Annotated in this window: 10 protein-coding genes; 6 read left to right on the top strand and 4 right to left on the bottom strand. The window is 71.6% G+C overall.

All coding sequences use genetic code 11. From position 1 onward, the window contains the following. The first annotated feature begins 4 nt into the window (after window positions 1–4). From ftsZ to recG, 5 genes are read left to right on the top strand one after another with little or no spacing between them, the layout of a single operon-like run. Entirely contained in the window at window positions 5–1219 is a 1215-nt protein-coding gene (ftsZ, locus tag IT355_07410) for a cell division protein FtsZ (GenBank protein ID MCC7053081.1), read from the top strand. Between the two features lie 31 nt (window positions 1220–1250). Beyond that, window positions 1251–2633 (top strand): M23 family metallopeptidase, encoded by a 1383-nt coding sequence (locus tag IT355_07405; protein ID MCC7053080.1) that lies wholly within the window; start codon window positions 1251–1253, stop codon window positions 2631–2633. Further along, window positions 2630–4426: a hypothetical protein gene (locus tag IT355_07400; GenBank protein ID MCC7053079.1), complete on the top strand. Its 1797-nt coding sequence runs from the start codon at window positions 2630–2632 to the stop codon at window positions 4424–4426. The genes IT355_07405 and IT355_07400 overlap by 4 nt, the downstream gene beginning before the upstream one ends. A 54-nt stretch (window positions 4427–4480) precedes the next feature. Further along, on the top strand, window positions 4481–5413 hold the full coding sequence (gene ftsY, locus IT355_07395) for a signal recognition particle-docking protein FtsY (protein MCC7053078.1): 933 nt from the start codon (window positions 4481–4483) through the stop codon (window positions 5411–5413). Beyond that, complete coding sequence (recG, locus tag IT355_07390; GenBank protein ID MCC7053077.1) at window positions 5410–7530, top strand: ATP-dependent DNA helicase RecG; 2121 nt, start codon at window positions 5410–5412, stop codon at window positions 7528–7530. Before ftsY ends, recG begins: the two co-directional genes overlap by 4 nt. 21 nt (window positions 7531–7551) lie before the next feature. Here the strand turns inward: recG and IT355_07385 are convergent, their stop codons facing one another. Both IT355_07385 and IT355_07380 read right to left on the bottom strand, forming a co-directional pair. Beyond that, window positions 7552–8106, bottom strand: a complete 555-nt coding sequence (locus IT355_07385; protein ID MCC7053076.1) for a hypothetical protein — start codon at window positions 8104–8106, stop codon at window positions 7552–7554. Continuing rightward, window positions 8103–9680 carry a HAMP domain-containing histidine kinase gene (locus tag IT355_07380; protein ID MCC7053075.1) on the bottom strand — a complete coding sequence of 526 codons (1578 nt, stop codon included), beginning with the start codon at window positions 9678–9680 and terminating at the stop codon, window positions 8103–8105. Before IT355_07380 ends, IT355_07385 begins: the two co-directional genes overlap by 4 nt. Window positions 9681–9776: 96 nt before the next feature. On the opposite strand from IT355_07380, the gene asnS reads away from it, so the two are divergent. After that, window positions 9777–11078 carry an asparagine--tRNA ligase gene (gene asnS, locus IT355_07375; GenBank protein MCC7053074.1) on the top strand — a complete coding sequence of 434 codons (1302 nt, stop codon included), beginning with the start codon at window positions 9777–9779 and terminating at the stop codon, window positions 11076–11078. A 32-nt stretch (window positions 11079–11110) separates the two neighbouring features. On the opposite strand, the gene IT355_07370 is transcribed toward asnS, so the two are convergent. Together IT355_07370 and mazG are read right to left on the bottom strand one after the other, a co-directional pair. Next, window positions 11111–11722: a DinB family protein gene (locus IT355_07370; GenBank protein ID MCC7053073.1), complete on the bottom strand. Its 612-nt coding sequence runs from the start codon at window positions 11720–11722 to the stop codon at window positions 11111–11113. After that, on the bottom strand, window positions 11719–12441 hold the full coding sequence (mazG, locus tag IT355_07365) for a nucleoside triphosphate pyrophosphohydrolase (GenBank protein ID MCC7053072.1): 723 nt from the start codon (window positions 12439–12441) through the stop codon (window positions 11719–11721). Before mazG ends, IT355_07370 begins: the two co-directional genes overlap by 4 nt. Window positions 12442–12502: the final 61 nt, after the last annotated feature.

Raw genomic sequence — 12502 nt, 5'->3', positions numbered from 1 at the left:
CGCCATGATCTTCGAGTTCGAGGAACGCAACGATTCCAACGCCGTCATCAAGGTGATCGGCGTTGGCGGTGGCGGCGGGAACGCCGTCAACCGGATGATCGAGGAGCACCTCAGCGGGGTCGAGTTCATCTCCGTCAACACCGACGCCCAGGCCCTTCACAATTCCAAGGCCGACGTCAAGATCCAGATCGGGCGGAAGCTGACCAACGGGCTCGGCGCTGGTGCCAGACCTGACGTCGGGCGGCAGTCGATCGAAGAGAATCGCGAGGAGGTCAGCCGGACGGTCGCCGGCGCCGACCTGGTCTTCGTGACCTGCGGCATGGGCGGTGGGACCGGTACCGGGGCAGCCCCCGTCATTGCCGAGCTCGCCCGCGAAGCCGGCGCCCTCACGGTCGGGATCGTCACCAAGCCGTTCCTGTTCGAAGGGCGCAAGCGGATGCGCCAGGCAGAGCTCGGCATCAGCGAGCTGCGGAAGCACGTCGACACGATGATCGTCGTGCCGAACGAGCGCCTGCTCGCCGTGGTCGGGCGCGGCATGCCGTTCCAGGATGCCCTCAAGAAGGCGGACGAGGTCCTCCTGCAGGCCACCTCCGGCATCTCCGGCATCATCAACACGTCGAGCACCATCAACGTCGACTTCGCCGACGTGCGGACCGTGATGCAGAACGGCGGCTCGGCGCTCATGGGGTCCGGCATCGGCCGCGGCGAGAACCGGGCGATGGAGGCGGCGCAGCAGGCCATCGCCAGCCCGCTCCTCGACAGCGTCTCGATCACCGGCGCCCAGTCCGTGCTCATCAACATCGTCGGTGGCCCCGACCTCCAGCTCGGCGAGGTGCAGCAGATTGCCGAGCTCGTGCAGGAGTCGGTCGGCGACGATGCGGAAATCATCTTCGGCGGCGATTCCAGCAATCCGGCCATGGAAGGCGAGATCCGCGTGACCCTGATCGCCACCGGGTTCGACCGTGCGCTCGGGCAGGCCACGCCCGACTTCAAGCCCGGCATCGTCACCGCGAACGGTCGGCAGACACCGTCCCAGCTCGTGGTCCCGAAGCCCAGCAGCATCGTGCGGCCAGGCCAGAACCCGGCCGCAGGCGCCGGATCCGTCCAGGCCCAGCCGCCCGCTGGTCCCCGCTCGGTGACCGGCCCGGCGCGCCCGATGCGACCGGTCAGTCAGGACGATCTCGAAATCCCCACCTTCATGCGGCGCCAGATGGATTGAGTCCGGAGTCACTTCCGGCCATCATGAGGGGATGCCCGACGCTCCCGCCGCAGAGGATCGCTACAGGTCACGACGTCAGCGCGCGCTCGAACGCCAGTTGCGGCGACGGGCGCGCGCCGTCGTTTTCCTGACGGTCTTCGGCGCCGCCGCGCTCGCGATCTGGGGCCTGCCCAAGCGCTCGCCCCCGCTCCCGAGGGATACCACTGCCGGTCGGGGCGAGACGGCCATCCCCGTGTCGCGCCGCGACACGATCCGGGCCAGGGATGGTGTCGTCACCGTGCTCGTCCGGGCTGGCCTCCCGCGTGACGACGCGCTGGCGGTGCTCAAGGCATCCGAGATGCGCGGTACCGCGCGGCGAGACATCCCGCTCGCGATCTACGCCGACAGCGCCGCCGCTCCCGTGCGGGAGGTCGAGTTCCAGGTCGCCGACGACCGTAGCATCCGGGTCATGCGCACCGCGGGCAATACCTGGAGCGCCACCGAGCGCCGCGAACTCTGGCGCACCGATACCGTGGTCATCCGCACCGCCACCCGTGGCTCGCTGGTGGAATCGATGCGGAACGCCGGCCGCGGCGCGCTCACCGTGCGAGGTCGGATCGAGGCCGCCTACGCGCTGGCCGAGGCCTTCGAGTACAAGCTCGATGTCGGACGGGATCTCGCGCCGGGGGACTCGGCGCTGGTCGTGATGGAGCGCCGCCGCACCGCGTTCGGTGCCGAGCAGGTCGGTGCGCTGGTGGCCGGGGGCATCTACCATGATGGCCAGTGGCTGCGTGCGATCCGGTTCTCAACCAACGCCGGTAACGCGGAGTATTACGATCTGGAAGGTCGGCCCATGCGGACGACCTTCCTCACCGCACCGCTCGAGTTCCGTCGGATGTCGAGCGCGTTCGGCCTGCGCGTCCATCCCATCCTCGGGACGGTCCGCCGGCATGCGGGCATCGACTTCGCAGCACCCTTCGGCACGCCGGTCCGTGCGGTCGGCGACGGCGCGGTGATCAAGGCGGGGTACGGCGGCGGGTTCGGCAAGATGGTCGAGATCCGCCACCGGGACGGGATGGTCACGCGCTACGGACACCTGCGCGGTTTTGCACCATCCCTGCGTGAAGGCCAGGTCGTCACGCAGGGACAGGTCATCGGCTTCGTCGGGTCCACCGGACTCTCCACGGGCCCTCATCTGCACTTCGAGACCCTCGTGGACGGTGTGTCAAGAGAACCCACGCGAACGCTGCGCGCGGCGAGCGGCGTGACCCTGTCCGGCCCGAAGCTCTCGGCGTTCGCCAGCGTCCGCGACGGGCTTGCCTCGCGGCTCGGCCTTCCCGCCACCGAGGCGGCCTCCCGCGCCGCTGACGCGGCCCCGCCGGGCGTCAGGATCGATGTCGGCGTGCCCGCCAAGAGCGCTGGCGCCACCAGGTGAACGGACCGCTCGGCTGGGGGCTCGCGCTCGGGGCAGGGCTGCTGGTGGCGTGGATCGCGTATCCCGCGGGGGCGGCGCCGCGCCTGCGCCGCCTGCTCATGGCGTTGCGCGTCGTGTCGGTGGTGTTGGTGCTCGCGCTCCTGCTCGACCTGGCCATCGGGGTGGCGCGGCCGCCCGAGCCGCTGGTCGCACTCGATGCGTCGGCGAGCTGGTCACGCAGCGGCGATGCGGGCGCGTGGCGCGCGGCCCTCGACTCCGCACGCTCGGCGTCGGGCGGGGCGGCCGTCCTGCTCTTCGGCGACTCCGTGCGTGGAGGCGACGCGCCGGCGCGCCCGGTGGACGCCGCCAGCCTCGCCACGCCGCTCATGCAGCGCGCGGCGGCGCGTGGCGAGCGACTGGTGGTGGTCACCGACGGTGCGCTCGACGATGCCGACGCGCTCCAGCAGGCGATGCCCGGCTCGCGCCTGGTTGTGATCCCGGTGCGACCGGCAGCCGATCGGGCGGTGGTGGACCTGTCGGCGCCGGCGGAGGGGCGCGTGGGTGACACGGTGGCGGTGCAGGTCCGCATTGCCGCCAGCGCCGCGATGCCGGTCGCCGCGTCGGTGCGCTGGTTGCTGGATGGCGTCGTGCTGGCCGAGTCGCCCGTGCCGCCGCTGCTGGCCAATGGGGAGGCGGTGATCGAGGAGCGCCTCGTCGTGCCGGCGGGTGACTCGGTGGCGGTGCTGCGGGCCGCGCTGCCCGCCGGTGCGGATGCCCAGTCGCGCAATGATACCATTGCAGTTGCGTTCCGCCGCGGCGCACGCCAGCGGATCGTGATCGTCTCCACCGCACCGGACGCCGACGTGCGCGATGTGGCCACGGCACTGCGTGCGAGCGTGTCGCTGCCCACCGATGCGTACTACCGCATCGCCCCGGGGCGCTGGCTCCGCGACGGTGCACTGCTGCCGGTGGAGGAATCGGTGGTGCGCAGCGCGGTGCGCGGCGCCACCCTCGCCGTCCTGCACGGCGACACGACGGCGATGGGCGCGCCCGGTGCACTCGGCACGCGCGCGCTCCTGCTGCTCTCGCCGCCGGCGGAGGACGCGCCGGAGCTGCTCGTGCGTCGGGCCCCCGCCTCGCCACTGCAGGCGGGCCTCGCGGGCATCGTCGTCGAGTCGCTGCCACCGCTGCAGGCCGCCGCGCCGGCGCGCGGCGGCGTGGTGGCGCTGACGGCAGCCCCCGGCGTCACGGCCAGCGGCGCGACGCCGATCCTGTCGGTGATCGACGGCGAGGTGCGCCGCGTCGTGCTGACCGCCGCCGGATACGGACGGTGGCGCGCCCGCGGCGGCGTGAGCGAGATCGCGTTCCAGTCCGTCATCGGCGCCGCCACGGACTGGTTGCTCGGCGCCCGTGGCAGGGCGGCCGTGCCCGTGCCGGCCACGCCGGTCGTGCGCGGCGGAACGCCGCTGGCCTGGCGTCGCGGCGCGCAGCCCCTGTCGATCGTCAGCCTCATCCGCGATGGGGATCGACGGACACGACGTGACTCGCTCCGCTTCGGCACGGCCGGTGACGCGACGATGCCGGCGCTGGCGGAAGGGGTGTGGCGCGGCACCGTCGACGGCGCCGCGGTGGTGATTCCGGTGAGCGCCTCACGCGAGTGGATCCCCGGTGCCGTCACGCTGCGCAGTGGTCCCCTGAACGGGGAGGCCCGTCCCGTGCGTCGCGGTGCACGCTCGGTCGGCTGGCTCTACCTTGCGGCAGTGCTGCTGCTGGCTGCCGAGTGGCTGCTGCGGCGGCGTGCCGGCCTGCGCTGACCGGCGTCGCCCTGGCGCCCGGTCCTCCTGATCGTCCCACCCTGAACTCCTCGCATGGCGCGCCTCTTTCGTCGCGACGGCGACCTCCCGAAGAAGTCCTTCTGGCAGAAGGTCAAGTCGGTCGTCACCACCAACTGGCGTGTCGTCCTCAAGGGCGGTGTCGACCAGGGGTCGCTCGAGCAGCTCGAGCAGGTCCTCCTCGAGTCGGATTTCGGCGTGGCGGTGACGTTGCGCCTGGTGGCCGCGGTGGAGGATCGTGCCCGCCGCGGCGAGATCCGCACCGACGAGGAGTTCGGCTCGGCGCTCCAGCAGGAGATCGCGGAGGCGCTCCGCACCGGCAACGCCGATCCCGCGCTGCACTACCAGCCCGAGGCGCCGACCGTGATCCTGGTGCTCGGCGTGAACGGTGCCGGCAAGACGACCTTCATCGGCAAACTGTCCTCGCGGCTGCGGGGGGAGGGGAAGAAGGTGCTGGTTGCGGCCGGTGACACCTTCCGTGCCGGCGCCATCGAGCAGCTCAGGGTCTGGTCCCAGCGCACCGGCGCGGACTTCGTGGGCGCGTCGCCCGGGTCCGATCCTGCCGCCGTGGCCTTCAGCGCGATTGACGCCGGTGTGACGCGCGGTGTTGACGTGGTGATCGTGGACACCGCCGGCCGGCTGCATACCAGCGACTCGCTGATGGACGAGCTGCGGAAGGTCGTGCGCGTGATCGCGAAGCGCCTGCCGGGGGCGCCGCATGAGGCGCTGCTGGTGCTCGACGGCACCATCGGGCAGAACGCGGTGCAGCAGGCGAAGACCTTCGCGGCATCGGTGCCGCTGACGGGGCTCGTCGTCACGAAGCTGGATGGCACGGCCAAGGGCGGCGTGGTGGTGGCGGTGCACGAGGCGCTCGACATCCCGGTGAAGTTCATCGGCACCGGCGAAGGGGCCGACGACCTCGAGCCGTTCGACGCACAGGTGTTTGCCGAGGCGATGTTCGAGTCGTGAGCGGTGACGGTGCGGCGCAGCGACGCGACCGGCGCGGTGGTGGAAGTGCGCCGCCCGTGACGCTGCTCACACCGGTGACGTACCTCAAGGGCGTCGGGCCGCGGCGCGCCGAGCTGCTTGGCCGGCTGGGCATCACCACCGCCGGTGACCTGCTGCTGCACGTCCCGCGACGCTACGAGGACGCGACGACCGTGCTGCCCGTCGCGCGCGCCCAACCGGGCAGCGACGTCACGGTGCTCGGCCGCGTGATCTCGAAGGGCATCATCCCCACCCGCCGCGGGCTGCGGATCTTCCAGGCGGTGATCCAGGACGCGAGTGGCCTGCTCGAGGTGGGCTGGCCGGGGCAGCCGCACCTGGACCGCACGATCAACGTCGGTGACGTGCTGCTGCTGAGCGGGCCGGTGCGCGTCTTCCACGGCCGCCAGCTGGCGCCGCGCGAGTTCGTGAACCTCGGCGCCGAGGATGCGGGCACGGCCGGCGGGCGCGTGCTGGCCGTGTATCCGGCCACGGAGGGGCTGCCCACCAAGCTGCTGCGCCAGCTCGTCGACGCGCAGCTCGATGCGCTGCTGCCGCAGGTGCGCGATCCGCTGCCGGCGGCCGTGCTGGCCGCCGCCGGCGTGCCACCGCTGGCCGAGGCGCTCCGGCAGGTGCACCGTCCCGGGAGCGTGAAGGAGGCAGAGCATGGGCGGGCGCGGCTCGCGTTCGAGGAGCTGTTCTGCGTGCAGCTCCTGCATCGTCGCGCGAACCAGCTCGAGCGCACGGCGCGTGACGGCATCACGTTCGTGAACCGGCGACGGCTCACCACCGCCCTGAAGGAACGCCTGCCGTTCACGCTCACCGGTGCGCAGGTGCGCGTGCTGCGCGAGATCGTGGCCGACATGACGAGCGTGCATCGCATGAACCGCCTGCTGCAGGGTGACGTGGGGAGCGGCAAGACGATCGTGGCGCTGTTCGCGGCGCTGGTGGCGCTCGAGAACGACTGGCAGGCCGCACTGATGGCGCCGACGGAGCTGCTGGCCGAGCAGCACCTCCGCACCTTCACGTCGCTGCTGGCGCCGCTTGGCATCACGCCGGCGCTGCTCACTGGCCGGATGGGTGCCGCGGAGCGGCGCGCCGTCGCCACGCGCCTGGCGTCGTACGAGCCGCTGATCGTGATCGGGACACACGCGCTGGTGCAGGAGGCCACCACGTTCGGCCGCCTCGGCCTCGTGATCGTGGACGAGCAGCACCGCTTCGGCGTGGAGCAGCGGAAGGCGCTGCAGGCCAAGGGGGCGACGCCGGACGTGCTGCTGATGAGCGCCACGCCGATTCCGCGGTCGCTGGCGCTGACGATCTACGGGGACCTGGACGTGAGCCTGCTGGACGAGAAGCCGCCGGGGCGGATCCCCATCGTCACCACGCGGCGGCCGGAGTCGGCCCGGGAGCGGGTGATGGCGTTCATCGGCACGCAGCTCGACGCGGGGCGGCAGGCGTACGTCGTGTATCCGGTGATCGAGGAATCCGAGCGCAGTGACCTGCGTGCCGCCACGCAGATGGCCGCGGAGCTGGCGGCGGGGGCGTTCGTGGCGCGGCGCGTGGGGCTGCTGCACGGCCGGCTGAAGGCCGACGAGAAGGACGCCGTGATGCGTGCCTTCCTCGCACGCGAGATGGACGTGCTGGTGGCGACGACGGTGATCGAGGTCGGCATCGACGTGCCCAATGCGTCGGTGATGCTCATCGAGCATCCCGAGCGGTTCGGGCTGTCGCAGCTGCACCAGTTGCGTGGCCGTGTGGGCCGTGGGGCGGCCGACAGCTACTGCATCCTGCTCGGTGACGTGGGACCGGAGTCGGCGGAGCGGCTCGACGTGTTCGTCGGCACCGAGGACGGATTCGAGATCGCGCGTGCCGACATGCGGTTGCGCGGCATGGGGGACCTCTTCGGGGAGCGGCAGAGCGGGCTGCCGAGTTTCCGCGTCGCCGATCCGCTGCGCGACGAGGCGCTCATCCCGGTGGCGCGCGCGGCCGCGGAGCAGCTGCTGGCCGGCGACCCGACGCTGAGCGCGCCGGAACACGCGCCGCTGCGTGACCTGCTCACGGGCCGCTACCGTCGTGCGCTGGAGCTGTTCCGGGTCGGCTGATGCGCGCGTGGCGGCGCGCTGCTACGGCCGGAGGCGCCGGCGCAGCCGATCGATCTCCGCCTGCAGCTTGCCGAGCGAGTCGCGGGTGGTCTTCAGCTCGTCGAGACGCTCGGTGGCCGTCTGCGTGGCCTGCGTGCGCCGGCGCACCTCGAGCCGGCGCACGGAATCGATCGCGACGAAGTTGCGCCGGATGATCGTGGCCTCGGCACGGATCTCCTGCGAGAGCGAGTCGGCGAGGAGCGAGTCGATCTGTGCGATGGCGAGGGTGGGATCGCCGGTCGCCGCGCGCTGGTCGGCGCGCATCAGTGCACGCCACCAGCGCGCGCGATCTCCCTCGTTGGTGCGCGCGAACTCGCGGGCGAACTGCTGGAGTGACGAGTCGGCCGCGGCGGTGCGGTTCTCCGCCACCAGCGCCAGGACGGCACCCTGCACGGCGACCCACTGCGACGTGACGCTGGGTGCGGGAAGCGGGGGCGGCGCGACGGGCGGGGCCGCGGCCGGCGCGGCCGTGCGGCAGCTCACGAGTGCGACGGTCACGACGAGGGGCAGCAGGCGGGAGCGAACGTGCAGGGTCATGTCGAAGTGCTCGGGAGTGCCGTGGCACTCGCCGTGGGTGGTGACACGGATTGACGGCGGGGGGCCGGCGCGCGCTGCGGGAGCAGGATCGTGAATGTCGTCCCTACGCCCACCTCCGACGAGACGTTCACGGATCCGCCGTGCGCCTCGACGATCCCGCGGACGATGGCAAGGCCGAGCCCGGTGCCAGCCACGCCGGTGGCCGCCTCCTGGTTGCCGGCCTGGAAGAACTTGCGGAAGACGTGCGGAAGCTCCGGGGCGGGAATTCCGACACCGCTGTCGCGGACCTCGATCCGGACCACGCCGGGCTCGCCGTCGCCGTGCAGCGCCACCACGCCGCCGCGCGGCGTGAATTTGCAGGCGTTCGTGACGAGGTTCCCGATCGCCTCGGTCATGCGGTCATGATCCCACCACACTTCGCCCGGCATCCCGTCAGCGGACGTGACGCTGAACGTCACCCCGCGCTGGTGGGCCAGGACCTGGAGCGAGTCCTCCAGCTCCGCGAAGAATGCCCGGGTGTCCAGCGGCTGCAGGTCCAGCTTCGCCCCGCCGGCGTCGTACTTCGAGACGTCCAGCAGCTGCCGCACCAGGCGGTTCAGCGAATGGCTCTGGCGTTCCAAGGTGTGCACCACTTCGCGCTGCTTGTCGTTCAACGGCCCGTACACGCCGTCGTCGAGCAGCGTGAGGTAGCCGAGGATCACGTTGAGGGGCGTCTTCAGCTCGTGCGAGGCCATGGACACGAACTCCGCCTTCAGGCGGTCCAGCTCGCCGAGGCGTTGTGCCATCGCGGCGTAGCTGGCGGCGAGGCTGCCGAATTCGTCGCTCCGCCGCGCAGCCACCGACAGCTTGTGGTCGAACTGGCCGGCGGCCACCCGCTCCATGCCGTACTGCAGGTCGGCCACCGGTCTCGCGATGCTGACGATGATCCACGCCGCCACGATGGCGGCCAGCACCAGTGCCAGCATGAGCGCGATCAGCGACACCTGCCGCGCCTGCCCCGTCTCGTCCCGGGCGCGGCGCACCCGGGCCGCCGTCTCGATGCGGAGGGCGGCCTCCGCCTCGGCCACCGCGGTCAGCATGCGGCTCAGCCCGGGGCGCACCGATTGGGTCGACAGGTTGTCCACCCGGTCGAAGTCGCGATTCTCCATGGCCTCGAGACTCAGCCCGGTGAGGCGGTTCACCTCGCGCACGGTCGAGTCCACCGCCGCGTACGACGGCCCGGTCGCGATCGCCTGCAGGCTGTCGCTCAGCACCAGCAGCCGCGCGACGGCCGCCCGCAGCATGGGGGCGCCGGTCGAGTCGCGCAGGCCCCCGATCTGGTCGTCGCCACGGCGGACCTGGTCCGCCATCGTGCGCATCCCACCCAGCAGCAGCGAGGCCCGGAAGTCCTGGCTCTGCAGCTGCTCCATGTCGGTGAACAGCCGCTTCAGCGAGAACCGCGTCACCACCAGCGGCGCGACGAGGATCGCCGCGACCATCAGCAGCCCCGCCACCAGCCGGACACGCAGCGACACCCCACGCCGGTGCGACACGAGGTGCAGCGCTGGTTTCGGCTCGCGGAAGACTGGGGTCACGAAAGGGGCGTAGGCGTCGGTGCTGCAATGCGTTGACTCGCATTCCAGCGATCGGTACGTTGCCCCCCAATCTTGCGAGCGGAGCAGTGCAGAACAATGACAGGTCAGGTGCAGTACATCGACGCGCTGCCATCGGCGGCTGGCCAGGCCGTCACCGTGCGCGGCTGGGTCCAGCACGTCCGCACGCAGGGCAAGGTCGCCTTCCTCGTGGTCCGGGACGGCACCGGGGTGGTGCAGTGCGTGTTCGTGAAGAGCCAGGTCACACCCGAGGTGTGGGAGCGCTTCGGCACGCTCACGCTCGAGGCGTCGGTCTCGGTCAGCGGTGAGGTGCGGCTCGAGCCGCGCGCCCCGGGCGGCGCCGAGCTGGGCGCCACCGGGCTGACGGTGCTCGGGGCCAGCCCGATCGACTACCCGATCCAGCCGAAGGAGCATGGCGTCGACTTCCTGATGGACAACCGCCACCTCTGGCTGCGCGCGCCGCGCCAGGTGGCGCTGATGCGCATCCGGCACGAGATCGAGCAGGCGATCCACGACTTCTTCTACGCCCGCGACTTCATCCACTGCGACACGCCGATCCTGACCGCCGCCATCGGCGAGCGCTCGGGGTTGTTCAGCACCGAGTACTTCGACGAGGGCAGCGCCTACCTCGCGCAGACGGGGCAGCTCTACGGCGAGGCGCTGGCCGCCGCGCTGGGCCGCATCTACACCTTCGGCCCCACGTTCCGCGCCGAGAAGTCGAAGACGCGGCGCCACCTCACCGAGTTCTGGATGATCGAGCCGGAGATGGCGTTCTACGACGTGCACGACAGCATGCAGCTCCAGGAAGACATGCTGCTCTACATCACCGCGCGCGTGCTCGAGCGTCGCCGCCCGGAACTCGCCGTGCTGGAGCGTGACGTCAGCCACCTCGAGGCGATCACGGGCCCGTTCCCGCGCATCTCGTACACCGACGCGGTGGCCACGCTGCAGCAGAAGGGCAGTGCCATCACCTGGGGAGAGGACCTCGGCGCCGAGGACGAGGCGCTGCTGGTGGCCGACTACCGCACGCCGATCTTCATCTGCAACTACCCGAAGGAGGCGAAAGCCTTCTACATGAAGGAGAATCCCGACGATCCGCGCACGGTGCTGTGCGCCGACTGCCTGGCGCCGGAAGGGTACGGCGAGATCATCGGCGGCTCGCAGCGCGAGGACGACCACGACAAGCTGCTGCACCGCATCGTCGAGGAGGGACTGGATGTCGCGGCCTACACCTGGTACCTCGACCTGCGGAAGTACGGCACGTTCGTGCACAGCGGTTTCGGGCTCGGGCTCGAGCGCACGGTGGCGTGGCTCTGCGGCACGCCGCACATCCGCGAGTGCATCCCGTTCCCGCGCCTCATGAACCGCCTGCGGCCGTGACCCGGCGGCGGTGACGCGCGCGCGCGCGCCGCTCAGGCGAAGCGGCGTCGCGCGGCGAGCGGGAAGGGACCGGCCTTGCGCACCACCGTCGCCTGCCAGAGGTGGCGGCGCTCGTGCGCCAGCAGCAGCGCCAGCACCGTGCCCAGCGCGAGCTGCAGGCTGCGGATGGTCGGCAGCTGCACGCGCACGTGCGTGAGGTCCAGCCCGGCCGCCCGCTCGAGCCGCATCTCGAAGGCGTGTTGTGCGGCGCGGTAGCGCTGGCGGGACAGCAGCGGGTCCGCCGCCGGGTCCGGCCGCAGCACGCGCGGCGCGCGCAGGCGGACGCGCACCGGCGGTTCCATCGTCCACACCATCAGGCGCGTCACGACGTTCCCCGTGAACGGGCGGTCGCTGTAGGCGGCATCACCATGCCCGCGCTCGATGGCGCGGTCCAGCGCCGGCAGGGCCACCTCGAACGTGTTCGCGAGGTGCGCGCAGATCTCGGACAGGCCCCACGACACGTCGTCGGGGCACCAGGCGAGCTGCGTCGCGGTGAGGCCGTCGAGCAGCGCGAGGGCGGTCTCCCGGTTCACGGCCAGCTCGCGGAAGTAGGGCTGCATGGTCGTGAGTGACCGCGGTGGCGCCACCGTCTGCGTCACGGTCATCCGCCGGCCTCCTTGACCGCATCCCACAACACGTCCAGCTCCGCCAGCGACGCTGTGCCCACCTGCACGCCGCGCTCGGCCGCGAGCCGTTCGACCGCCGTGAAGCGGCGCACGAACTTCAGGTTGGCCCGGTCCAGCGCCACGGCGGCGTGGACGTTCGCCTTGCGGCAGAGGTTCACCACCGCGAACAGCAGGTCGCCGAGCTCACCCTCGATCGCGTCCTGCGAGGGGGCGACACCCTCCGCCCCTGGCGCCAGCTCCGCCGCGACCTCCTCCACCTCCTCGCGGACTTTCTCCAGCGGACCCCGGACATCGTCCCAGTCGAACCCGACGCCGGCGGCACGATCCTGCAGCCGGTGGGCCCGGTGCAGCGCGGGGAGGTCCACCGGCAGGCCGTCCGCCAGTGACTCCCGGGCCTTCGCCTTCTGCCGCTCCCAGGGTACGGCCTCCCCCCCGCCATAGAGATGCGGATGCCGCGTCCGCATCTTCGCGATGAGCGCCGCCGCCACCTCGTGCAGGTCGAACGCCCCGCGCTCCTCGGCGATGACGCTGTGGAACAGCACCTGGAAGAGCAGGTCCCCCAGCTCCTCCCGCAACAGGCCGTCGTCGGCCAGCCGCAGCGCGTCGTCCACCTCGTGCGCCTCCTCCATCAGGTACGGACGGAGGGACTGGTGGGTCTGGGCGCCGTCCCAGTCACACCGGGCCCGGAGATCGCGCATAAGTGCGAGGGTATCTTCAAGGCTGGCTTTCGCTTGCATCGTTACGACCGCTCCCGGTAGC

This window comes from Gemmatimonadaceae bacterium (assembly GCA_020851035.1).
Taxonomy (GTDB): domain Bacteria; phylum Gemmatimonadota; class Gemmatimonadetes; order Gemmatimonadales; family Gemmatimonadaceae; genus JACMLX01.
Note: the sequence above shows the minus strand (reverse complement) of the source record. Positions and strands in the feature narration are given on the sequence as shown.

Coding starts and splice junctions, on each gene's coding strand:
- ftsY (MCC7053078.1), top strand. CDS start 4,481: ATGGCGCGCCTCTTTCGTCGCGACGGCGACCTCCCGAAGAAGTCCTTC.
- IT355_07405 (MCC7053080.1), top strand. CDS start 1,251: ATGCCCGACGCTCCCGCCGCAGAGGATCGCTACAGGTCACGACGTCAG.
- asnS (MCC7053074.1), top strand. CDS start 9,777: ATGACAGGTCAGGTGCAGTACATCGACGCGCTGCCATCGGCGGCTGGC.
- IT355_07370 (MCC7053073.1), bottom strand. CDS start 11,722: ATGACCGTGACGCAGACGGTGGCGCCACCGCGGTCACTCACGACCATG.
- ftsZ (MCC7053081.1), top strand. CDS start 5: ATGATCTTCGAGTTCGAGGAACGCAACGATTCCAACGCCGTCATCAAG.
- IT355_07385 (MCC7053076.1), bottom strand. CDS start 8,106: ATGACCCTGCACGTTCGCTCCCGCCTGCTGCCCCTCGTCGTGACCGTC.
- mazG (MCC7053072.1), bottom strand. CDS start 12,441: ATGCGCGATCTCCGGGCCCGGTGTGACTGGGACGGCGCCCAGACCCAC.